The organism is Paucibacter sediminis (genome assembly GCF_030254645.1).
GTDB lineage: Bacteria > Pseudomonadota > Gammaproteobacteria > Burkholderiales > Burkholderiaceae_C > Paucibacter_B > Paucibacter_B sediminis.
Genome location: NZ_CP116346.1, coordinates 4419703 through 4441471, shown reverse-complemented (window position 1 = coordinate 4441471; position 21769 = coordinate 4419703). Strand labels below are relative to the sequence as shown.

Below are 21769 nucleotides of genomic sequence, written 5' to 3'. Positions count from 1 at the left end.
TTCAGCAGAAGAAGTCGTTCTCGAGCAGCGGCTGGCTCTTGACCACGCGGTCCAGCGCTACCAGCTGCTCCAGCAGGGCCCGCATGCGGTTCAGGGGCACGGCGTTGGGGCCGTCCGACCAGGCTTCGGCCGGGCGCGGATGGGTTTCCATGAAGAGGCCCGCCACGCCCGCGCCGACGCCCGCCCGGGCCAGCACGGGCACCATCTCGCGGGCACCGCCGCTGGTGGTGCCCTGGCCACCGGGCTTCTGCACCGAGTGCGTCACGTCGAACACCACGGGCGCGCCGGACTTGCGCATCTCGGCCAGGCTGGTCATGTCGGCCACGAGGTTGTTGTAGCCGAAGCTCACGCCGCGTTCGCAGGCCAGGAAGCGATCCTCCGACAGGCCCGCTTCGCGCGCCGCTTCGCGTGCCTTGTCGATCACGTTCTTCATGTCCCAGGGCGCCAGGAACTGCCCCTTCTTGATGTTCACCGGCTTGCCGCTCATGGCCACCGCGCGGATGAAGTCGGTCTGGCGGCACAGGAAGGCCGGGGTCTGCAGCACGTCGACCACGGCGGCCACGGGCGCCACCTGGGCTTCGTCATGCACATCGGTCAGGATGGGCAGCTGCAGCTGGCGGCGCACCTCGTCCAGGATCTTGAGGCCCGCATCCATCCCCACGCCGCGCTTGCTGCTGCCCGACGAGCGGTTGGCCTTGTCGAAGGAACCCTTGTAGATCAGCGGAATGCCAAGCGCCGTACAGGCTTCCTTGAGTTGGCCGGCTACCTCGATCGAGAGCTCCTGGCTCTCGATCGAGCAGGTGCCGGCGATCAGGAAGAAAGGCTTGTCGATCCCGACGTCAAACCCGCACAGCTTCATCATGATGCTTACGCCTTCTTGTGATCCAGCGCCGCCTTGATGAAGGCGATGAACAGCGGGTGGCCGTCCCAGGGCGTGGACTTGAACTCGGGGTGGAACTGCACGCCAACATACCAGGGGTGCACCTCGCGCGGCAGCTCCACCATCTCGGTGAGCTTCTCGCGCTGCGTGATGGCCGAGATCACCAGGCCAGCGGCCTGCAGCTTGTCGAGGTAATGCTCGTTGGCCTCGTAGCGATGGCGGTGGCGCTCGGTCACGACGGGCCCATAGATGTCATGCGCCAGCGTGCCGGCCTTGACGTCCGAACTCTGCGCGCCCAGGCGCATGGTGCCGCCCAGATCGCTCTTCTCGTCGCGCTTCTGGATGCTGCCGTCGGCGTCCTGCCACTCGTCGATCAGCGCGATCACCGGGTGCGGCGTCGTCGGTTCGAACTCGGTCGAGTTGGCGCCGGTGAGGCCGGCCATATGGCGCGCGTATTCGATGGTGGCGACCTGCATGCCCAGGCAGATGCCCAGGTAGGGCAGCTTGTGCTCGCGCGCATATTGCGCCGCCAGGATCTTGCCTTCCACGCCGCGCTTGCCGAAGCCACCGGGCACCAGGATGGCGTCGTACTGGGCCAGCTGATCGATGTTCTCGGCCGTCAGCAGCTCCGAGTCCACGTACTCGATCTTCACGCCCGCATGGTTGTGGATGCCGGCGTGGCGCAGCGCCTCGTTGAGCGACTTGTACGAGTCCGACAGGTCGGTGTACTTGCCGCACATCGCGATGGTGACGTGCTTGGCGGGGTTCTCGACCTCGTGCACCAAGGTATCCCAGCGCTTCAGGTCGGTGCTCTTGGTGTTGAGCTGCAGCTTGGTGCAGATCAGCTGGTCCAGGCCCTGCTCATGCAGCACGCGCGGCACCTTGTAGATGGTGTTCACGTCCCACATCGAGATCACGCCGTACTCGGGCACATTGGTGAAGAGCGAGATCTTCTCGCGCTCGTCGTCCGGGATGCGGCGATCGGCACGGCACAGCAGGGCGTCGGGCTGGATGCCGATCTCGCGCAGCTTCTGCACCGTGTGCTGGGTCGGCTTGGTCTTCAGCTCGCCGGCGGCGGCGATCCAGGGCACATAGGTCAGGTGCACGAAGGCGGTGTTGGTGGGGCCGGCGCGCAAGCTCATCTGGCGCACCGCCTCCAGGAAGGGCAGCGATTCGATATCGCCCACCGTGCCACCGATCTCGACGATGGCCACGTCCACCGCGTCGGGCGTGCCGGCACCGGCGCCACGGCGGATGAAATCCTGGATCTCGTTGGTGACATGGGGAATCACCTGCACGGTCTTGCCCAGGTAATCGCCACGGCGCTCCTTCTCCAGCACCGACTTGTAGATCTGGCCGGTGGTGAAGTTGTTGCTGCGCTTCATGCGGGTGGTGATGAAGCGTTCGTAGTGACCCAGGTCCAGGTCGGTCTCGGCACCGTCATCGGTGACAAAGACCTCACCATGCTGGAAGGGAGACATCGTGCCCGGATCCACGTTGATGTAGGGATCCAGCTTGATGAGGGTGACTTTGAGGCCGCGCGATTCGAGGATGGCAGCCAGAGAGGCCGATGCGATGCCCTTGCCGAGTGAGGACACCACACCGCCTGTGACGAAGACGTACTTGGTCATGTCTTGCAGCGTCCCGTGCAAGAACGCTGTGGTGGTAAAGCGCGATTATAGCGATGCCGCGCCGGCCACCCGGGCCTGCGAGCGCAGGCTGTCCAGCAATTGCAGTACCAGGGCCGCCGTGTCGTCGGGGCGCTCGAAGGGATAGAGATGCGAGCCCTCCAGCCAGTGGAAGTTGCCATGGGCCAGCGCCTTGGACGCCGTGGCACCGGCCTGGCGCAACTCTTCCGACTGCGTGCCGGCCACAAAGGCGACCGGGCAGCGCGGCGCATGGCGCTTGATGAGCCCTTCGATGTGATGCGGCAAGGTGTTGTAGATGCGGGTCTCGATCTCGCGCCGGAAGCCCAGCACGGTCTTGCCGTCCGGCGCTTCATCGAAGCCGCAAGCCACATAGTCCTGCAGCACGCGCGGGTCCCAGCGCGCGAACTTGTGCTTGGACGCAAAGTGTTCCATCACCGCCGCACGATCGGGCCACTCATGGCGCCGCTGGTGCGAGACCTTGCCGGGCGAGACGCGCTGCATCAGCCTTGTCGCCTTGGCCACCTGCACGCTGTGGGCGCGCCAGCCCGCCACGATGGGCGAGTCCAGCAGGATCAGGCCCTGCGCCAGATCGGGCCGGCGGCAGGCGGTGAGCAGGCTCAGGATGCCGCCCAGCGAATGGCCCACCAGCATCACCGGGCCAGGCGTTGTCATGCGTGGGCGCACCTCGTGCTCGATGAAGTGGATCAGCTCGTCGCGCAGATGCGGCCAGTTGCTGCTGACGGGAAACTTGGGGTCATGGCCGATGCGGGGCAGGGCGGCCACGCGCCAGCCGGCACGCTCCCAGATCTCGAACAGCACGCGGTAGCAGCCGGCCGGAAATCCGTTGGCGTGGGAAAAGACGATCGTGCCTTGGGCTTGCTTCTTCATGCGTGCTTGCTGAGGGCCTTGAGCTTGTAGAGCGCTTCCAGCGCCTCGCGCGGGCTCAGGGCATCGGGATCCAGATCTTGCAGCGCTTCCAGCGCCGGGCTGGTCGCGGCGGCGACACCGGGCGCGGGCTCGGGTGGTGCAGCGAACAGATCGATCTGCGCCTCGCCCTCGCCGGCCTTGGCTTCCAGGGCTTCCAGCGTGGCGCGCGCCTGGCGCACCAGGCTGGCCGGCATGCCGGCCAGGCGTGCCACCTGCACGCCATAGCTGCGGCTGGCCGGGCCGGGCTGGATCTCGTGCAGGAACACGATGTCCTCGCCGCTCTCCACCGCCGAGACATGCATGTTCAGGGCCTGTTGGTGCTTGGCCGGGAACTCGGTGAGCTCGAAGTAATGGGTGGCGAAGAGCGTGAAGGCGCGGCACTTGTCGTGCAGATGGCTGGCGATCGCGCCGGCCAGGGCCAGGCCGTCGAAGGTGGAGGTGCCGCGGCCGATCTCGTCCATCAGCACCAGGCTCTGGTCGGTGGCGCTGTGCAGGATGGCGGCCGCCTCGGTCATCTCCAGCATGAAGGTCGACTGCGCATTGGCCAGGTCGTCCGCCGCGCCGATGCGGGTGTGGATCGCGTCCATCGGCCCCAGGCGGCAGGCCGCGGCCGGCACATAGGAACCGATGGCGGCGAGCAGGCAGATCAGCGCCACCTGGCGCATGAAGGTGCTCTTGCCGCCCATATTGGGGCCGGTGATGACCTGCATGCGGGTGCGTGCGTCGAGCCGGCAGTCATTCGCCATGAACTCGCCGGCGCCGGTTTCGCGCAAGCGCATCTCCACCACCGGGTGGCGGCCACCCGCGATCTCGATGCAGGGCTGGCCGACGAATTCCGGCTTGCACCAGCGCAGCGTGGCGGCGCGCTCGGCCAGCGCCGCCAGCGCGTCGAGGCTGGCCAGCGCACGGCCCAGCTGGGTCAGCGCGGCGAGCTCCTCGATCAAGTGGTCAAGCACCGCGTCGAACAATAGCTTCTCGCGTGCCAGCGCGCGCTCCTGGGCCGAGAGCGCCTTGTCCTCGAAGGCCTTCAGCTCGGGCGTGATGTAGCGCTCGGCGTTCTTGAGCGTCTGGCGGCGCTGGTAGTCCAGCGGTACCTTGTCCACCTGGCCCTGCGTGACCTCGATGTAGAAGCCATGCACCTTGTTGTACTGCACGCGCAGATTGGCGATGCCGGTGCGGGCGCGTTCGTGCGTTTCCAGGTCCAGCAGGAAGCTGTCGCAGTTCTGCTGGATCGCGCGCAGCTCGTCGAGCTCAGCGTCGAAGCCGGGGGCGATCACGCCGCCGTCGCGCAGCAGCACCGCCGGTTCATCGGCGATCGCGCGGCGCAGCAGCTCCTCGATATGCGGCGAGGCCAGCAGGCCGCTGGCCAGTTCGTCCAGCAGGGCGCTGCCGGCGGGCACGGTGCCCTGCAGCTGGGGCAGCAGCTGCAAGGTGGCGCGCAGGCCGGTGAGCTCGCGCGGGCGTACCTGGCGCAGCGCGATGCGGGCGGCAATGCGCTCCACGTCGGAGACACCGCGCAGGGCATCGCGCAGGCCCTCGAAGCCGCCCTGCAGCAGCGCCGCGATCGCGCCATGGCGCGCCAGCGCCTCGCCACGCTCGCGCCTGGGGTGCAGCAGCCAGTGGCGCAGCGCACGGCTGCCCATGCCGGAGCGGCAGGTATCGAGCACCGAGAGCAGGGTGGGCGTGGTCTCGCCGCGCAGCGTCAGGGTCAACTCCAGATTGCGCTGGGTGGCCGGTGGCAGGTCCATCAGCTCGCTGCTGCGCTGCACCTGCAGGCTCTTCACATGCGCCAGCGCCCGGCCCTGGGTGTGCTCGGCATAGCTCAGCAGCGCGGCGGCGGCGGCATGGCCGGCCGTGAACTCCTGGGCATTGAAGCCTGCCAGGCTGGCCACGCCCAGCTGTTCGCAGAGCTTGCGCGCGCCCAGCATGCTGTCGAACTGCCAGCTGGGGCGATTGGTGATGGGCAGGCGTGCGGCCAGCACGCCGGCGGGCTGACGCTCGCGGTCCACCAGTACCTCGGCCGGCGCGAGGCGCGCCAGCCAGGAGGAAAGCTCGCGCTCGCTGCATTCGGCCAGGCCCAGCTGGCCCTGGGTGAGCGAGAGCCAGGCCAGGCCCAGTTTTTTACCCTGCGTGGCCACAGCCAGCAGGATGGAGTCCTGCTTGTCGGCCAGCAGCTCGGTATCGGTGACGGTGCCGGGCGTCACCACCCGCACCACCTTGCGCTCCACCGGCCCCTTGGCCGTGGCCACATCGCCCACCTGCTCGGCAATCGCCACCGCCTCGCCCAGCTTGATCAGCTTGGCGAGGTAGGACTCCAGCGAATGCACCGGCACGCCGGCCATCACCACCGGCTGGCCGGCGCTCTGGCCGCGCACCGTCAGGGTGATGTCCAGCAGGGCATTGGCCTTGCGCGCATCGTCGAAGAAGACTTCGTAGAAGTCGCCCATGCGGTAGAACACCAGGGTCTCGGGGAATTCGGCCTTGATGCGCAGGTACTGGGCCATCATAGGGGTGTGATTTTGCACCCCTTCTGGACCTCCGGGAGAGTTCTTCACGTCGGCAAGATTTGCGGCTGTTTCTTTCAAAATCAATGACTTATCGTTGTTGTCCGTCCTGCCAGCTTCGCCGTCTGCGTCTTTGTGGGCCGTTTTGAGCCGATGTGAGACACAGACTTTGTAGCTCGATTGTAGCGTGTAGCCTAGTCCTCTATGCGCGGAAAAAAGACTGAGCTACACTGCGCTAACTTGTTGATTTTACTTGTAGCTCGGTGCTCTGCGGCACACAAGGCCACTGGGCTACAAGGCGGGGTCAACCCCCCCGTCATTTTCGGCTCTTGTGCCCACTAGGCTACACGCATGCACACCCAGCTAGACCGTACTCTTGTTCGCGTAGCGCTCACCATCGACAAGCGCCCTCAGGTAGACGAGAAGACCGGGCAGGTCTTACGCGACGGCAAGAAGGCTGTGCTCTTTGAAGAGAACAAGGACCGCAAGCCATACATGGTATTTGATGAGCATCGGGATGCTCCAAAAGGCTTTGCCGTCAAAGTGAGCCCGAGGGGCAAATCCTTCATCGTGCAAGTGCGGCAAGGCACGCGGGTCATCAAGACCAAGGTGGGGGACATCAGCGAATTTGAGACGATGAATGACGCCTATGAGGCGGCCTTCAAATCGCTCAAAACCATTCGGGAAACGTCCCGCAACCCCAACACCCTCAGGCGCCATCGCCAGCTTGGGGAGTACACCTTGGCAGAGGTCTTTGCAGCCTACAAGACCTACCTCACCACGGAGCGAAAGCCACGAGCCAAGCCCAACAGCATCTTGTCGCTCGATAAAGGCATTGCCAAGTTTGAGCCGTGGCTTTCGCGGCGCGTGGTGGACATCACTACGGACGACATCAAAGCACGCTTTAACGAGCTGTACGAGAAGGCCCCCACAGCCACAGAGGCGGCGTTTCGTTGGGCCTCTTCTGCGGTGAGTCGAAAAATCGACAACGACCTCTTGGCCACAGGAAGCAGGGGGGAGCGCCCTGCCATCGTCTCCAATCCGTTTCACATCCTCAAAGTCAACAACATGTACCGCAGCCGCAAAGAGCTGGAAGAGGCGTATGAGGAAAGCCGAGCAAGAAATCCATTGAACGTGCAGGCGGGCGAAAACGAAAACCTTACGGCGTTTTTGAACACGATTTGGGACAAGCGCTCGATGCGCCGCACAGGCTGCGACTATTTGCTATTGAATTTCTGGTGGGGTTGCCGCAAGAGCGAGCACGCAGGACTCAAATGGAAGGAGCTTTTGTCCCCCGATGAAGTGCCCGTGAATTCGTGGGTGGACTTGAAGGCTGGCATGGTTTTCTTTTACAAGACCAAAAACGGACTTTCCCATCGACTGCCTTTGGGCGACTTTGCGAAGAAAATACTTCAAGAACGGCAAGAGTGGCTTGCCGAATTGGAAGAGTCGCAAGACCTTGGAAAGCGCAGACTGTTTGTTTTTCCAGCCGAGAGTCCCATGTCCAAAACTGGCCACTACTCGTCGCCTGATGAACTCTTGGAGAGCATCCGCGTGGATGCAGGGGTCGAGAAGTTTTCCATGCACGACATTAGACGGACCACGGGCCGCATGTGCGAGTCTTTGGACTTCTCGGAGAAGATGACAAAGCGCATCCTCAATCACGGCGTCAAAAGCGTGACAGATCGCTATACCGATGCTGAGTGGGCAAGGTTTGCCGAGCACATGCAGCGCTTGGAGCAAGCGTTTGTGTCTAGGTGCCCTCGGGCTTGGAATGCCCTTCGGCCTTTGCACATGCAGCCGATGGAAGAGAAGCCTTGGACGCCCAAGCCCCTGCGCGGCAAGGAGCCCAAGAGTGCCCGTAAATCACAAGGCAGGGGGACCCAGCCATGAGCGACGACATCACCTTGGGGGAGGCTGTCCAAAGCGAATACGAGGCTTGGGAGAAGGCGCAGCTTCTGGACGTTCGCAAGCAGCTTGAAGAAGCCAAAGTGCGCTCACAGATCGCAGCTTTGCATGACGACACAGAGCTCACGCCAGGTCTTGCAGCCGTCTTCATTGGTCGCTCGGAACGCAACCTTCGAGAGCTTCGCGGCACCAAGAGTGGCCCTGCCTACACGCAGCCAGAAACCGACTCGACCGCGCGCAATCAGAAGATCACGTACCGCTTGGGCGACCTCAAAGACTGGCTCGCTTCGCAGCGCACCACCTCCACGATTCATGCAGCTCAAAGGCGCGGCACGATGTTCGCCACGCTTCACAGCCTTGGCGTGGAAGAGCCCTTCTGGATCACCGAGAGCAAGGGTGTGGATGCGATCTTAGGGCACGTGCTTGCAACCCCTCTGACCCCAGAACTGATATCAGGCGAGGCGGCGCACATCGAGTGGTTCGATTGGCCCGAGGCAATGAGAAGGGCATGGCTGGGCGTGGCACAGCGCCAGGTCTTTGAGGCCCACTACACATCGCTTCTCACCGGAGCTTTGGAGGCCGCCCAGACAGGGCGTGTGGCTGCGAGTGTGATTGGGGCTATGAAAGAAGTGGCCCACCAACCAAGCCCTCTGTCCGACTGATATCAGCGGGCAGCTTCTGCCGCAATGTGGGCTGCAAATTGCCTCACAAAGTTCGATAGGCTGGTGAATTCCGACATGTCGCTGTATTGGCCGTCGCTGATAGCAGACCGGGGAGACGCCATCACGCTTGCAGCCGTGTAAAGCTTCTCCTTCATCAGTCGCTCGCACAGGATGTCGTAGCGTTTCAGATAGCTCGCATCCTTGAACTCTGGGAAGACCTTGAAGTGAGGGCTCTTGTCTTTGACGGGCTTGCGAGATTCTGGCGCATCTTCAACCAGCATCAGCCAGCCCATGAATGGCGGGTTTTGCTTGCCCAAAGCACCCTCGCGATAGGCCACTGCAAAGTCATGAGCAGTGCCAATGGCTTCTTCGGTACGATTATTAAAATTATTTCCGAAAGATGGGCCAACTTGGCTTTTGAGCTCGATGGCTGCTATCAGGCGACCTTCATTGATCACCAGCAAGTCCCACAGCTTGGTGGGGCGAAAGTAGCCGGGCAACACCACGACTGCACGCTCTTGATAAATCTGAGCATGCCCAAGGCCATTGGCGTGCACGAGCTCCACAATCAGCTTGGTGAAGCCATCAAGGTTCTTCCCGCCCGTAACGCCTGCGCGCTCGCCTTGATCCTGTTTGCCTTCTCGAATCTGCTTCTCTTTGGCGTCAAATCGGGCTTGCCAAAAACCTTTGACGACTTCCCGAGCACGCTTGTCATAGTCTGCTAAATCAAGCCCCACCTTTTTCCTCCTGATCAGGTTTTTTAAAGTGTTCACGCAAGAGCATAGCCTCATCGTCGCTGATTCCGTACACCTTGAAGGCGGCAGCGTTGGCCTTCTCTTTGTCCAAGCTTCGTGCGGCTGATATCAGCGCTTTCTTGTCTTTGACGCTGAGGCTTAGGTAAGCAGGGATGCGAATGCGACGAAGGTACTGAGCTTGAAACCGCAGGAAGCCACCACGCATCTTGGTGGAGTAGGTGGCGACGAAAAGCCGTGCCACATCGGATAGCAAAATGGCTTGCAGGGCTTCCAAGTCCCACGTATCACTGACCACGTAGTAGAGGTTGTGGTGCGGGTACAGGCGGCCAGGCTCATAGGCGACAAGGGCCTCGCCCTTGATGTCTGGTATCAGCAGCTTGGGGCACTGAGCCAGGCTTGGCGTGATGCGGTCAATGGTCCGATACCAGCGTGCCTGGTCTCGCTTGGCTACGTGTCGCTTGGCGATTTGTTCCTGACGCTCCATCAGGTAGGCCGCGAACTTCGGATATTTTTTGAAGCTCGCAAGGCTCCCGTCTTCCTCAAACGGATTCACGACCCCAAGGCCTCGCCACTCCACGTGGCCCGAGTCCAAATCTCGTGTGGTCGCAAGTGGGAGCTTTCGAGAGGGCTCTACGTCCAACTCGTCCATGGGGCCAATGAAGGCCTTATCTGCCCCCGTCGCAACACCAATGCCGACTTTGCAGCCGTCTTCTTCTAGTGTGGGAAAGCGCTCTTCCAAGCGACGCACAAGGGCCAGTAGATCACTCGCATCAAGTAGCCATGGCTCAGAGCCTTGGACAACACCCCGAGCCAGTCTGATATCCGGTGCGTGGACTGCATCGGCTTCAAACAACAGCTTGGGAAGGGCCTCAACGCTCTTGGCATGAGCCACGAAAGTAGGGCCGGTGTAGGCCCGCTCAATGAGCGTGATGGCAGGGTAGGCCGCAACTTCCGAGTGGAAGGCGTCGATATGGGTCATGTCCATGTAGGCCTTCAAACCAAAGCCTTGGGACACGTATTGGCGCAGTGGTTGGCCGTACTTGTTCTTCATCCAGCGATCAGCACAGATGAAGCACAGTTGCCCGTTGTCTGATAGCAGCTCTAAGCTTCTTTCGATAAAGAGCACGTACAGGTCGGCCCTATCGTAGAGCGTGGTGAATCGTTTTTTGTATTCGGACAATAAGGCCGCTGGAATGAGCTCTTGGCGCACATAAGGCGGATTGCCGATAACAATGTCAAAAGAGCCCGGAAGGTTCGTGAGCAAAAAATCGCCATGAACGAGCCAACTGGCACAAAGCTCATCTTGATCTTTTACGGAATATCCGAAGCGGCCTAGAAGCGCTTTAACGGAATGGGTCGCGTGATCAAACGAAGACTTGTGAAGCTCAACGGCACGAATGCAGCCGGATAGCTCTTTGGCTTTTACTTTCTTTTCGCACGACTTCAAAAGCCGCTCGATAGTAGCGAGCAAAAATTCACCGCTTCCACACGAGGGCTCCAAAATCCGAACGGATTTGAGATTCTTGTCGCTGGTGTAGCCCACCCAATCGAGCATGCAATCGACTACCTCTTTTCGGGTGTAGATCGCTCCCCGTTCATCCACAGACGACGCATGTGCAAGGCTGTCATGAGCCTGTTGGACGGGGCAATGATCCTCAAAAAGAGGGGCTTGGAGGGCGGGGGGCATCAACGGATTGTGCCCCACCTGAGTCTCTGGACAGTGGACCGAGGCCGCAGTCGAGGAAGATGTATACACCTTACGCACCAAAGTGGTGGGAGACATTCAAGAGGCCTCCTGAATGTCTCGGGAGGGGTGCGAAAACGTATGAATTTGGTGGCTCCACTTGCCCTGAGCGTCTTTGACCAGAAAGCGAAAATGCCAGTGGGTGCCTTCCACTCGCTTACCTACCAGAGCTACGGACTGAGGTTTGGCCTGGTTGGCAGCAACGCAGAGCGCTGGCCCCGCTTGCTCTCGGGAGAGGGTGAGCTCGTTGGGGTGGGTGCCTGACCGCTCTTGGCCCACCATCAGCGAGTGAACCGTGAGGCGCACACCCGTTGAGGTTGCCTGGTTCGGAATCACGACAGCGGCAACATCGCTCACGGGTCGGCCTCCAAGCACTGCCGCGAGCCATGCCGCTAAGGTCGATTGGACGGCCTGTGCCGGCTCTCGTGGCTGTCCCTCCATGGCCTGTGTAAAAACCTCCGTGAGATTGCAGGTGCTCTCGACGGACAGTTGTACCAAGCTCTCAATGCGTCGCATATCAGCTTGGAGAGCGTCTCCAATGCTGGGCAACGGGTCATCCAATGCGTCAATGAGCTCGTAAAGGCATTGGGAATGAGTAAGGCCTTGCCCATTGGCATGTCGCGTCAATACGGCCAGGCGTTTGGTGGACAGATAGAGCGAGAGCTTTTTATCCGCCTTGGTGTTCGTTGTGGTCATGGGAACGTCTCCTTGTTTTATTTTTTGTTGTTGGTAGCGAGAGAGCGTTGAAATGCCAGCACATTTTTTGTGCTGGCATACGCCCCATGGTTTGAGGATCACCGAGGTGTAAGCCCGCCACGCTTAGCATCATGCTTGTGTTTACGAAGGGAAAACTTGGCAATAGCTGCCGGATCATGGCGGGCGTATTCCAATGCATTTGCCAGAATGCATCTCAATACATTGGCGGGCTTCATGCCCATATCGTTTGCAGCGGCTATGAGGTGCGGCATGCAGATTGTTAATGGCCCCAAGCATTCAATGACTTGCGAGTCCAATATTTCATCCAGGGTGCAATTGGCGTAAGCGGCGGCACTGTTGAATGCTGCCATTGTTTCTGGTGATAGTATAAAAATGAAGTCGGATTGATCTGTGGGTGTTGTGATTGTTTTCATAAGGTCTCCTTTGCGTGCAATTGATGCACATCCATCACTTCACCCGACAAGGCCCTTTTGGACGCCAACCCGACAAAAGGCCTATCCCATTCGGTCTGCTAATTCGTGGCTTCTGAGGTTTGCGTACCGATCTAGCATCTTGATGCTCGAATGTCCGACGATGCGCATAATCTCAAACATGTTTAAATCGCGCTTGTAGAGAACCATTCGTGAAATGGCTTCGTGTCGCAAGTCATGAAAGCGGAAGCCCTTGATTTTGCACTCTTCAAGAAAAAAGAAGAATGATGAAGACGTGCCATCTTTTGATTTGAAGGGGTGAAAAACTCTCGGATCATTTGGATCACGAAGTAGTTCAAGCATCTTGAATGTCCGAATCATCTTCTTGCTCATGGGTACGTCGCGTGCCTTGCGAGTTTTGCAGTTCTCCTTTGGAATGTGCCAATTTCTTCTGTCTATGGAGACGTGTTTCCATTCGGCAAGAAGGAGTTCCTGATAACGAGCCGCAGATTCCAGCGCAAGGTTTAAAAGCAAACGCCAATGGTGCCGATTGTCTCTGGCGCGGCGCATTCGGGCGCGAAGACATTGTTCTTCGGATGGTTCAAGACGCCTATCTCGACCTTCGTTCCATCCTTTGGGCAAAAGTGAAGTTTTGAAAGGTAAATCTCCTGCCGGTACGCGAAGCTGCTTGGCTCTCCACTTGTATATGACACTCATTGCAGCGAAGTGCTGATTTATGGAGCCTGGTGCGAATTCGTACCCATTCCGGTTCTTGGTTTTCAGCATCTTGTTTATGTATTCCTGAACATAATCTTCATCAATCATCCCAATTCGGATGTCGCCGAAGTACCTGAGTACGGTTTGTAGCCGAAATATCCTTTTCTTTTTGTCAGGATTTTTCTCGATCCATGCGCGAATCGTGTCTGTAAAAATCTCGTTGCTAAACTGTCTCGGGTCGCCTTTGATCTTTTGATTTTGATCGCGCCGAAGTCTTGACTCCTCGCCTCTGACAAATTGCTCAGCTTCTGGATACGTTGGAAAAGATCGGTTTATTGGTGTCGATCCTTTGATGCGAATCTGAACAAGCCAGGACTCTGTTCCATCTTTGTTTTCTCGTTTTCTAATTGCTGCCATGATTTTCCTCCGTGTTATTTTTCGGCCGACCAGATCGTTTTGGACGGTGGCCGGTTGAGCGGCTAATCTTCAATCCACATTTGCAACTGTGGATTGGCAGACTTCGCGCTGCAACTTGGAGTAAAGAATCACATGCTTTGTACGAGTGCAATACCTCGGATGACGATGGTTTATTTTGGACGCACTGCCAGCCTATAACAATGGAACTGCCAGCCTACAATAACGGCACGGCTAATGCCTGAAAACACCTTTCTGTAATACAAAACATCACTTTCTGAACGACAAAACACCTAAATTGTGTAGATGGTCGTTCAAATCGGTAAAACCGAAAAATTGGCAGTGTGGATTACTGCAACATGAAAAAATCCCTGCGACCGACGAACGGTAGCCTCCTCCTCCTCCTCAAAAAGCCTCGCCAAACATTGCTGCTGAATTAATTCAGTGCTGATTTATTTGCGCTTTTCCATTCATCGCCGCCGCGTCCAAATTTGCCTTTTGAAGTGAAAGTAAGGTTATGGACCAAAAGGGAGGTGTTCTATGGAAACAATAGATTTGGCAACGGTTGACAAATCGGAGGTGGTGGACCTTTTAAGGCGGCGTTTTAGGATTGAGTCGCAGCTCATTCAATTGCCAGTGCTGGCAAAAATCGTCGGAGTAAAAAAGGCGACACTTTATCTACATGCAAGAGAGGGCATGCTTTTTGTGCCGTGCAGATACATCAATCGAACACCTTTGGTGGATTTGGATGATTTGGCGGCTTGGTACGTTCAAAGCGGGTGCTCTGCTTTGAGTAAGTCCAATAAGCGATAGACGGGAGATAAAACCTTGCTTTTTGCTTGACTATGTGTTTTTGATTTGCGAATGTATTTGTCAGCAATGGACTGAATTTATTTTCACATCCACTTGCCTGCCCTAGTCAGTTGAAACATTCCTGGCGGGTCGAAGTAGACAAATAGATAAGCTGCTTGAATAAACACATAGGAGATAAATATGAAAGCATTACAAAAAGGTTTTACCTTAATCGAGCTGATGATCGTGGTGGCGATCATTGGTATTTTGGCCGCAGTAGCTTTGCCGGCTTACAATAATTACACGAATAAAGCGCGTTATAGTGAAATGGTTATGGCTGTTTCGCCTATCAAGACGGCTCTATCGGTTGCTGCTCAGGACGGCTCGGGTGTAACGGCAGGTGCATGGAATCCACAAGGTACTGGTGCTGACCGTTTGGCTGTGTTGGGTGATGATCCAAATACTCCTGCTGTTGAGACAAACTTTGTTTTGTCTGAATTGACCATCCCTTTGCCAACGGCAAACGGAAAAGTTGTTCAGACTGCATATGATGCCTCTGGTGCCTTGGTTCCCGCTCAATGGAACGTAACTGGCCACGGTACAAACACGTTGACAATTACAGGCACGCCTCAAGCTGTCGGTGGAATTGCGGCTACTGACACTCTAATCTTCAATGCGACTGTTGATGCGCAGGGCAATGTTTCCTACAACATTGATGCAAACTCCGGTTGCAAGAAGAAGAGCGGTGGTGCGATCTGCTAATCCATTAACTGGAAAACAAAAAAGGACCCGGATGGGTCCTTTTTTCATTGGCGAAGAAAAAATACTTCTATCAATTAATCAGAAAGTCATCCTTTTTCTTGCCGACGGCAAGATAGTCCTGCATCCACTTAGGGGAGCGGCCACGACCAGACCATTCATTGGCAGAGTTTTTGGGGTCGCGATATTTCATCGCTACGTGTCCCGTGCCCGCTTTCTTGGGTTTTCCGAACTTGGGGCCTGTGTCTTGCGATGCAAAGGCGTAGCCTGCAGCTTTCAGGTCGGCTAGGCTGATTTCGTATTCATTGAGCTTGGCTACTACTTCTTTGGCGACAGAAGCGACTTCCTCTTTGCGAACCTGCTCGGCTTGTGCCATGAGCTTTTCGGCTTGTGCTTTGAGCTCGTGGTACGTGGGCTTTGCCATGATCTTCCTTTTGCCAAGTGAGGGGAGGCGCAATGCTAGCGCAGAAAGCGGCAACTGAGCAGTGCGCTATCAGTCCTCGAACTTCTTCCCAAGATCACTGAACACGAGGGCCAAATCGTCCCGATCCAAAGGCCAAATGTCTTTGACTTGTGCAGGCTTTGCGTGAGCCAGGTAGTAGGCAAGAAGCACCACAGGCTGGGTGAAAAAGTGTCTCGTGGTGAGTCGCTCTTTGATCTTGTCGAAGACAAAGCCCTTGGCCTGTAAGAAGTCGCCAATTTCCTTGTACGGAGCCTGTGGGGCCAACTCAAAGCAGGTGTCTATGACGATCTGATTGGAGAGCTCATGGCCGGGTGCAACCTTGGTGCCGCTCTCATACAGCTTGGCCAAAAACGCTAGAAGCTCTCGGCCAGGTCGTGCGGCTTCATCAAGGTCCTTGATGGCCTTCTCGAAAAATTCATCGGTGGCCTCGATGAGGGCCATGCTCTTTGCGACCGTGCGCTTGACCTCAGGCTGTGCTGTGGTCTTGGGCTTGTAGAGCGTGTCGTGCGTCAGCTCACTGTGAGCGTGTTGCAGCAGGGTGCGAATCTGGACTTCGCAGGGGGCACCTTCGGGGATGCTGTGCCCTTGATGAGTGATGCCCGCCTTTGCCCGAAGGACGTAATGCACCGACTGATAGGAGAACTCCAAGGGCTTTTCAAGCCGCTCCTTTTCGTAGTCCCGATCCTTTGAGGCCTCCCAGAAGCCTTGCCCAACGCCCGCGTCAATGACCTCACAGACCTTCTTGATATCCGTGGTGAGCAGCACGACAAACCGCATGCCCACCTTGTCGGTGAGGTCCTCGTAGGGGTTTGCGTACTTCTTGCGATGCAGGGCCTTATCAACCAGTGTGCTATCGACTTTGAGCCTCGGCTTCACTGGCACCTTGATGAAATAGTCGAGCGACACCGGGGCAATGCTGGCAAGCAAGCCCTCGTGTACTTTCTGGCTGATGAAGTCAGACCAAGCCTCGTACAGAGGCTTCTCCGCTCTCCACCTAGCAAGAAGCTCAGCTTCTTTCATTCCTGTTCCCGAATGCGGTCCCTGATGGTGATTTGGGTCCACTTGGGCACTTGCCCATGCTCATCGGCTTCACCATCAATGGCTTGGATACGCACAAGCCCCTCAAATTCCTCAGGAGGGGCGGTCAGGCTAATGTTGTGCCCAAACGTGATCTTGCGCTTTTTGAGGGCAGGAGCAACCTCACTCAGATCCTTGTGAATGGCTTGCACGGGGAACTCGTTTTGTTCCATGTAGTGCGTGTAAGCGTCTTTGAGTTCTGGTGTGCCAAGGTACGTGTCCGAAAACACGCCCACCTGAATGGTCGCAATTTGTTCGGCTTTAAGGTACGCAGTCAGGGCGTTCAAGAGGTCGCTGCGTCGCTCTTCATCAATGTTGGCCGACTTGATGAAGGTCTTGGTGAGCGTGTGAAATTCTTTGGTCTGAAAGGCACTGTTGGACGGGAACACCAAACCCAAAAATGTGGAGTAAAAATAATGAGCGGCCCCCAAGCGGTTGCCCTTGGTGATCAGGTCATCAAACAGAAATGCACGCCATCCAGCCGTAGGCTGTTGGGGGTCCACTTGTGCAGGGTCAGCATGAATGAAGGCCCCGATTTTGTAGAGCTTGGCCTCGGGGGTGAGGATGAGCTCTTTGAGGTACTCCAAAAGAAGCTGACCGTTTTCTTCCTTCTTAATGAAGCCCGGATGCGGCTCTGCTTTGATTGCACACACAAACGGACGTGCAGGGTGCCCCGCAGTGCCATCAATCACCACCACGATGCCGCCAGGTACAACCTTTGTGGTTTGCGAGGCGGCGAGCTTTGCTGTGATGGTTTGTGAAAGCTGGATGAACTGAGCGTTGTTGCCCGCAGCGTCAATAATATTTTTCGCTGCCATCCAAGCGCTTTGGGCCCCAGAGTCATGGATGCTCATTTCAACGCCATGCGACGAGCTGCCCAAAGCCTCAGTGATGCGCTTTTGAAGGGCATCTTTGGCCTCAGCATCAAGCTGAATCAGCCCATTCCCGTAGTGAGGGTCTGCCATGGTCCGGTCTTCATTAAGACGGAAAATCTCATGGATGATGATTCGGCCAATGGTGAGGTTTTCAAATGCCATAGTGCAGTTTGTTTTTTATGCTCCCGAGTGCAATCGAAATTGCACCGCCAAAACACATCGTACAGGCAATACCTTACTGCCTTGATGGCTCATGGCGTGAGCCATCATCGACCAAAGGGATCGGGACTTGAACTGGGGCTTACGATGTGAGCCTCAGGTCGATCAGGAAGGCTCCCGCCCAAGTGCCTTGACTCGCATGATGATGGTGTGATATCGGTATAAGGAAGGAGTTTGCAGCGTATGGCCACAAAAAAACCTAACGACGATCGCATCACCATCGGTTTCATGACTTCCAGTGATCTTGGGAAGCGGTTGAGCTCGGCTCATGGGACCACACCTGCTGACGGGGTTCAGAAGTCCACGGCTCCTAAGAAGGTTGTGCCACAGCGAGGAGCTGCACCTCAGATCGTAGATGCGGTAGAGCTTCCCTCCGATGAGGCGTTGGCCGCAGCTTGGGAGCAGGTGCCCGAGAGCGTTCGTGAGGCCTTTGGCTATGCCAAGGTGGATCAGGCAAAGCGCACACCACGCGTCTGACATCGTGGCAATTCGACTCAACGCGCTGGACATCGTTCGATGCCGTTTTCCACACGCCAGTACGCATAGCGACGCTACCAAGCCCGCTCCGTACCACCGTGTGCTTGTGATTCGCACCCTGAACGAAGCCGATGGCAGCCAATGGGCTCATGTCGTTTTTGGCACAGGGCAGGGAACTGCTGACAAAGGAGGTGATGCGTGCTCTGGCGATCAGATCGACGTGGATGCGAACCCGAGCACAGGCCTCGCGGAGCAGACGCGATTCCATTTCAAGAAGCACGTGGCCTTGAAGGTGGAAGAGCCTTGGTTTCCTGCTGACACCCACACGTTGGCACGGGGGCGGCTCCCGAAAGCACTCGAAGCTCAGGTCTTGAAGATGATTGAGACCCATCTGCCACCTGGAAAGCTCTCGGCTTCCACCCATGTTGCTGCGGCTCCGAAGGTCGCCACAATCGTTACGGTGAAGCCTAGGCGGCTGAGTCTGCCCTCTGCACAACCACCGGCTTCCGATTCGCAAAACAAGGACTGATCAGGGTTCCTCGGCTGGTGATTTTTGCAGCTCTCCACGAGCCCCAAAACAGCATGTGTGAAGGCCCATCAGAGGGCCTGTTTGAGCCCCGAAAACAGGCCTCTTGGAGAGCCGTTTTGTGCTCGCGGCGTGGTGCAAAGTGCGCCCAAGTGAGCCGCAAAAACTGTAGCGTCTGTGTAGCTCAGTGCTGGGCTACAAGTTCAAAAACGTGCGCTGTACAGAGGGAAAAACCTAAACACCGACATGATGCTGCATCATCGGCGTATGGGCTGAATAGTCAGCGGGCTGAGCCCGTGCCGTGGCCGGGGCGTTGTCTGGGTGACCCATGGGTATCGATTCGTACAGGTGATGTCGGCGCCCGGGCGGGCGGGCCCTTGCCGCGGGCAGCGGCGCATCTTACTTGTTGGCTGCGGCGCGGCCGTCGCGGCGGGCGCGCAACAGGCGCGGCGGCTTTTTGGTTATTTACGGTAAGCCAGTCTGTGGCCCGGTAAGCGCCGGCCCACCGCGCCCACCGAGGCGTGGCCTAGGCCGCGCGCGGCCTCGGTAATGTTTTGTAAGCGCCACCCCCTGGCGCCGGGCCGCGGCCGCGCCGTCGCGCCGGCGCTGTCACAGAGGCCCGCTGCTAGCATCGTTTGTAGACCGATCCATCCCCCTGCAACGCGAGCGAGACCCCTATGAATCTGGGCCAGCAAGGCCGTCCCATGCCCCCGCCGGCGCGGCGGCTGCTGCCATGAGCGAGGCCCTGTCCTTGCTGGCACCGTTCGATGGCATCGCCATGCCTCTGCAGGCGGTGGCCGACCCGGTGTTCGCCGGCCTGGTGCTGGGGGACGGCCTGGCGATCGAGCCGCTCTCGGCCACGCTGCTGGCGCCCTGCGACGGCGTGCTCAGCCACCTGGCGCGCAGCGCCCATGCGCTCACGCTGACGGCGCCCAATGGCGCCGAGCTGCTGCTGCACATCGGCATCGACACCGTGCAACTGCAAGGCCAGGGCTTCAATGCCCTGGTGCGCCAGGGCGACGCGGTGCGCCGCGGCCAGCCGCTGATCGTGGTGGACCTGGACTGGGTGGCGCGGCGCGCGCCCTCGCTGCAGACCATGCTGGTGCTCACCGGCGGCGGCTTCCAGATCGCCGGCCGCGCCAGCGGCAGGCTCAGGGCCGGGCGAGATCAGTTCTTGCAGTTAGCGCCGGCCCGGCCGACGGCCAATGCGGCCGGCTTGGTTAGCCCAGCCGCGGCCGCGCTGCGCGCCCGCGCCCAGGTGCTGCATCGCAACGGCCTGCATGCCCGGCCCTCGGCCCTGGTGCAGGCGGCCGCGCGCGCCTTCGCCGCCGAGGTGCAGCTGGAGTTCCGCGGGCGCGCTGCCAATGCCCGCAGCATGACGGCGCTGATGGGCCTGGCGGTGGGCGAGCTGGACGAGGTGCTGGTCTGCGCCCGCGGCGCGGATGCCGAGGCCGCGCTGCAGGCGGTGGTGCAGGCGCTGCAAAGCTGCAGCGGCGCGGCACCGGTGAGCGCGCCGCCGGCCCCGCAGCCGGCTCCCGCAGGGCCTGATGATGGCGCTGGCGACGGCGATGGCGGCCCGGGCCTGCGCGGCGTCTGCGCCGCGCCCGGCCTGGCCCTGGGCCAGGTGTTGCGGCTGGATCGGCAGGTGGCCGAGGTGCCACAGCAGGGGCTGGGGCTGGAGACCGAGTTTGCCCGCCTGGCCAGCGCGCTCAAGCAGACGCGCGAGGAGATTGGCGCGGCGATGGCGGAGGCCGCCGAGCGCCAGGCCAACGAGGAGCGCGACATCTACGGCGCCCATCTGGCCCTGGCCGACGATCCCGAGCTGATCGCCGCCACCGAGCAGGCGGTGCTGCGGGGCGACAGCGCCGGCCATGCCTTCCGCCAGGCCATCGGCGCGCAATGCGAGCTGCTGGGCGGGTTGGGCAATGCCTTGCTGGCCGAGCGCGTCAACGATCTGCAGGATCTGGAGCGGCGCCTGCTGGCGGCGCTGGGCCACCGGGCCGCGGGCCAGCCCAGCCTGGGCCCCGCCTCGATCCTGGTGGCGGACGATCTCGCCCCCTCCGATCTGACCGGCCTGCCGCGCGCCCTGCTGGCGGGGCTGGCCACCGTGCATGGCGGTGCCACCAGCCATGTGGCGATCCTGGCGCGCGCCATGGGCATACCGGCCCTGGTGGCGATGGGGCCGGCCCTGCTGGGGCTGCGCAACGGCCAGCAGGTGCTGCTCGACGCCGACCGCGGCCGGCTCTGCGCCGAGCCGAGCGCCGCGCAGCTGAGCGCCGCGCAGGCGCAGCTGGCCGCGCAGGCCGCCCAGCGCGCCGAGATGCTGCGCAGCGCCGATCGGCCCGCGCAGACCCTGGACGGCCAGCACATCGAGGTGGCCGCCAATATCGCCAACGAGGCCGATGCCCGTGAGGCGCTGCGCTGCGGCGCCGACGGGGTGGGGCTGCTGCGCACCGAATTCCTCTTCATCGACCGCAACGAGATGCCCGACGCCGCCGAGCAGGCGCGTGCCTACCAGGCGGTCATCGATGCGATGCAGGGCCGGCCCGCCATCATCCGCACCATGGACGTGGGCGGCGACAAGTCGCTGCCCTATCTGAGCCTGCCCAGCGAGGACAACCCGGCGCTGGGCCTGCGCGGCATCCGCTCCGGCCTGGCCCAGCCCGAGCTGCTGGACGCGCAGTTGCGCGGCCTGCTGGCGGTGCGCCCGCTCGCCAGCCTGCGCATCCTGATCCCGATGGTGGCCGAGGTGGGCGAGGTGCTGCGGGTGCGCGAACGCATCGAGGCCCTGGCCGAGGAGATGGGGCTGGCCGAGCGGCCGCAGCTGGGCGTGATGATCGAGGTGCCCTCGGCCGCGCTGCTGGCCGACCAGCTGGCGCGTCATGTCGACTTCTTCTCCATCGGCACCAACGACCTGAGCCAGTACACGCTGGCGATGGACCGCTGCCATGCCGGCCTGGCGGCACGCCTGGACCCGATGCACCCGGCCCTGCTGCGCCTCATCGCGATGACGGTGGAGGGCGCCTCCCAGCATGGCAAATGGGTGGGCCTGTGCGGTGGCATGGCCTCCGACCTGGAGGCGGTGCCGCTGCTGCTGGGCCTGGGGGTGAGCGAACTCTCCGTCAGCCCGCCGCTGGTGCCCGGCGTGAAGGCCAGGCTGCGCACGCTCTCGCGCGTGCAGTGCCGGGCCGATGTGCAGGCGCTGCTGCGCCTGGAGTCCGCCGAGGCGGTGCGCGCCACGGCGCGCGCACGCTGGCCCATGGAGGCCCAATGATCAAGCAAGCCCGAGGAACT

General features: G+C 59.9%; 19 protein-coding genes. 7 read left to right on the top strand and 12 right to left on the bottom strand.

What is annotated here, in order from left to right; all coding sequences use genetic code 11:
• Position 1: 1 nt before the first annotated feature.
• Genes kdsA through mutS form a run of 4 tightly spaced genes read right to left on the bottom strand, consistent with a single transcriptional unit; the run spans position 2 to position 5963 of the window.
• Positions 2-859 carry a 3-deoxy-8-phosphooctulonate synthase gene (gene kdsA / locus PFX98_RS20585; RefSeq protein WP_285235659.1) on the bottom strand — a complete coding sequence of 286 codons (858 nt, stop codon included), beginning with the start codon at positions 857-859 and terminating at the stop codon, positions 2-4.
• A gap of 8 nt (positions 860-867) precedes the next feature.
• On the bottom strand, positions 868-2511 hold the full coding sequence (locus PFX98_RS20580; protein ID WP_285232349.1) for a CTP synthase: 1644 nt from the start codon (positions 2509-2511) through the stop codon (positions 868-870).
• A gap of 45 nt (positions 2512-2556) precedes the next feature.
• On the bottom strand, positions 2557-3417 hold the full coding sequence (locus PFX98_RS20575; RefSeq protein WP_285232348.1) for an alpha/beta hydrolase: 861 nt from the start codon (positions 3415-3417) through the stop codon (positions 2557-2559).
• A complete protein-coding gene (gene mutS / locus PFX98_RS20570; RefSeq protein ID WP_285232347.1) occupies positions 3414-5963 on the bottom strand; it encodes a DNA mismatch repair protein MutS in 2550 nt (849 codons plus the stop codon). Before mutS ends, PFX98_RS20575 begins: the two co-directional genes overlap by 4 nt.
• A gap of 348 nt (positions 5964-6311) precedes the next feature.
• On the opposite strand from mutS, the gene PFX98_RS20565 reads away from it, so the two are divergent.
• Entirely contained in the window at positions 6312-7853 is a 1542-nt protein-coding gene (locus PFX98_RS20565; RefSeq protein ID WP_285232346.1) for a tyrosine-type recombinase/integrase, read from the top strand.
• Positions 7850-8530, top strand: coding sequence for a hypothetical protein (locus tag PFX98_RS20560; RefSeq protein WP_285232345.1), 681 nt, complete (start codon positions 7850-7852; stop codon positions 8528-8530). The genes PFX98_RS20565 and PFX98_RS20560 overlap by 4 nt, the downstream gene beginning before the upstream one ends.
• A gap of 2 nt (positions 8531-8532) precedes the next feature.
• Here the strand turns inward: PFX98_RS20560 and PFX98_RS20555 are convergent, their stop codons facing one another.
• The 5 genes from PFX98_RS20555 to PFX98_RS20535 form a co-directional block, all read right to left on the bottom strand.
• Positions 8533-9303: a PaeR7I family type II restriction endonuclease gene (locus tag PFX98_RS20555; RefSeq protein WP_285232344.1), complete on the bottom strand. Its 771-nt coding sequence runs from the start codon at positions 9301-9303 to the stop codon at positions 8533-8535.
• Entirely contained in the window at positions 9257-10840 is a 1584-nt protein-coding gene (locus PFX98_RS20550; protein WP_285232343.1) for an Eco57I restriction-modification methylase domain-containing protein, read from the bottom strand. The genes PFX98_RS20555 and PFX98_RS20550 overlap by 47 nt, the downstream gene beginning before the upstream one ends.
• A gap of 228 nt (positions 10841-11068) precedes the next feature.
• Complete coding sequence (locus tag PFX98_RS20545) at positions 11069-11725, bottom strand: hypothetical protein (protein WP_285232342.1); 657 nt, start codon at positions 11723-11725, stop codon at positions 11069-11071.
• A 98-nt stretch (positions 11726-11823) separates the two neighbouring features.
• A complete protein-coding gene (locus PFX98_RS20540; protein WP_285232341.1) occupies positions 11824-12159 on the bottom strand; it encodes a hypothetical protein in 336 nt (111 codons plus the stop codon).
• A gap of 81 nt (positions 12160-12240) precedes the next feature.
• The gene (locus PFX98_RS20535; RefSeq protein WP_285232340.1) at positions 12241-13290 is read right to left on the bottom strand and encodes a site-specific integrase; all 1050 of its coding nucleotides are present in this window, start codon (positions 13288-13290) and stop codon (positions 12241-12243) included.
• 537 nt (positions 13291-13827) lie between these two features.
• On the opposite strand from PFX98_RS20535, the gene PFX98_RS20530 reads away from it, so the two are divergent.
• Together PFX98_RS20530 and PFX98_RS20525 are read left to right on the top strand one after the other, a co-directional pair.
• Positions 13828-14100 carry a hypothetical protein gene (locus PFX98_RS20530; protein ID WP_285232339.1) on the top strand — a complete coding sequence of 91 codons (273 nt, stop codon included), beginning with the start codon at positions 13828-13830 and terminating at the stop codon, positions 14098-14100.
• Positions 14101-14280: 180 nt separating this feature from the next.
• Positions 14281-14841, top strand: a complete 561-nt coding sequence (locus PFX98_RS20525; protein WP_285232338.1) for a pilin — start codon at positions 14281-14283, stop codon at positions 14839-14841.
• Between the two features lie 70 nt (positions 14842-14911).
• On the opposite strand, the gene PFX98_RS20520 is transcribed toward PFX98_RS20525, so the two are convergent.
• The 3 genes from PFX98_RS20520 to PFX98_RS20510 all read right to left on the bottom strand — a co-directional run bounded on the left by PFX98_RS20520 (position 14912) and on the right by PFX98_RS20510 (position 17415).
• Positions 14912-15262 (bottom strand): H-NS histone family protein, encoded by a 351-nt coding sequence (locus tag PFX98_RS20520; protein WP_285232337.1) that lies wholly within the window; start codon positions 15260-15262, stop codon positions 14912-14914.
• Between the two features lie 69 nt (positions 15263-15331).
• Positions 15332-16321, bottom strand: a complete 990-nt coding sequence (locus tag PFX98_RS20515; protein WP_285232336.1) for a GTP pyrophosphokinase — start codon at positions 16319-16321, stop codon at positions 15332-15334.
• Positions 16318-17415: a nucleoid-associated protein gene (locus PFX98_RS20510; RefSeq protein WP_285232335.1), complete on the bottom strand. Its 1098-nt coding sequence runs from the start codon at positions 17413-17415 to the stop codon at positions 16318-16320. Before PFX98_RS20510 ends, PFX98_RS20515 begins: the two co-directional genes overlap by 4 nt.
• Before the next feature lie 240 nt (positions 17416-17655).
• Between PFX98_RS20510 and PFX98_RS20505 the strand changes: the two genes are divergently transcribed.
• From PFX98_RS20505 to ptsP, 3 genes are all read left to right on the top strand, one after another.
• Positions 17656-17949, top strand: coding sequence for a hypothetical protein (locus tag PFX98_RS20505; RefSeq protein WP_285232334.1), 294 nt, complete (start codon positions 17656-17658; stop codon positions 17947-17949).
• 4 nt (positions 17950-17953) lie between these two features.
• Entirely contained in the window at positions 17954-18478 is a 525-nt protein-coding gene (locus PFX98_RS20500; protein WP_285232333.1) for a hypothetical protein, read from the top strand.
• A 730-nt stretch (positions 18479-19208) separates the two neighbouring features.
• A complete protein-coding gene (gene ptsP, locus PFX98_RS20495; RefSeq protein ID WP_285232332.1) occupies positions 19209-21749 on the top strand; it encodes a phosphoenolpyruvate--protein phosphotransferase in 2541 nt (846 codons plus the stop codon).
• Positions 21750-21769: the final 20 nt, after the last annotated feature.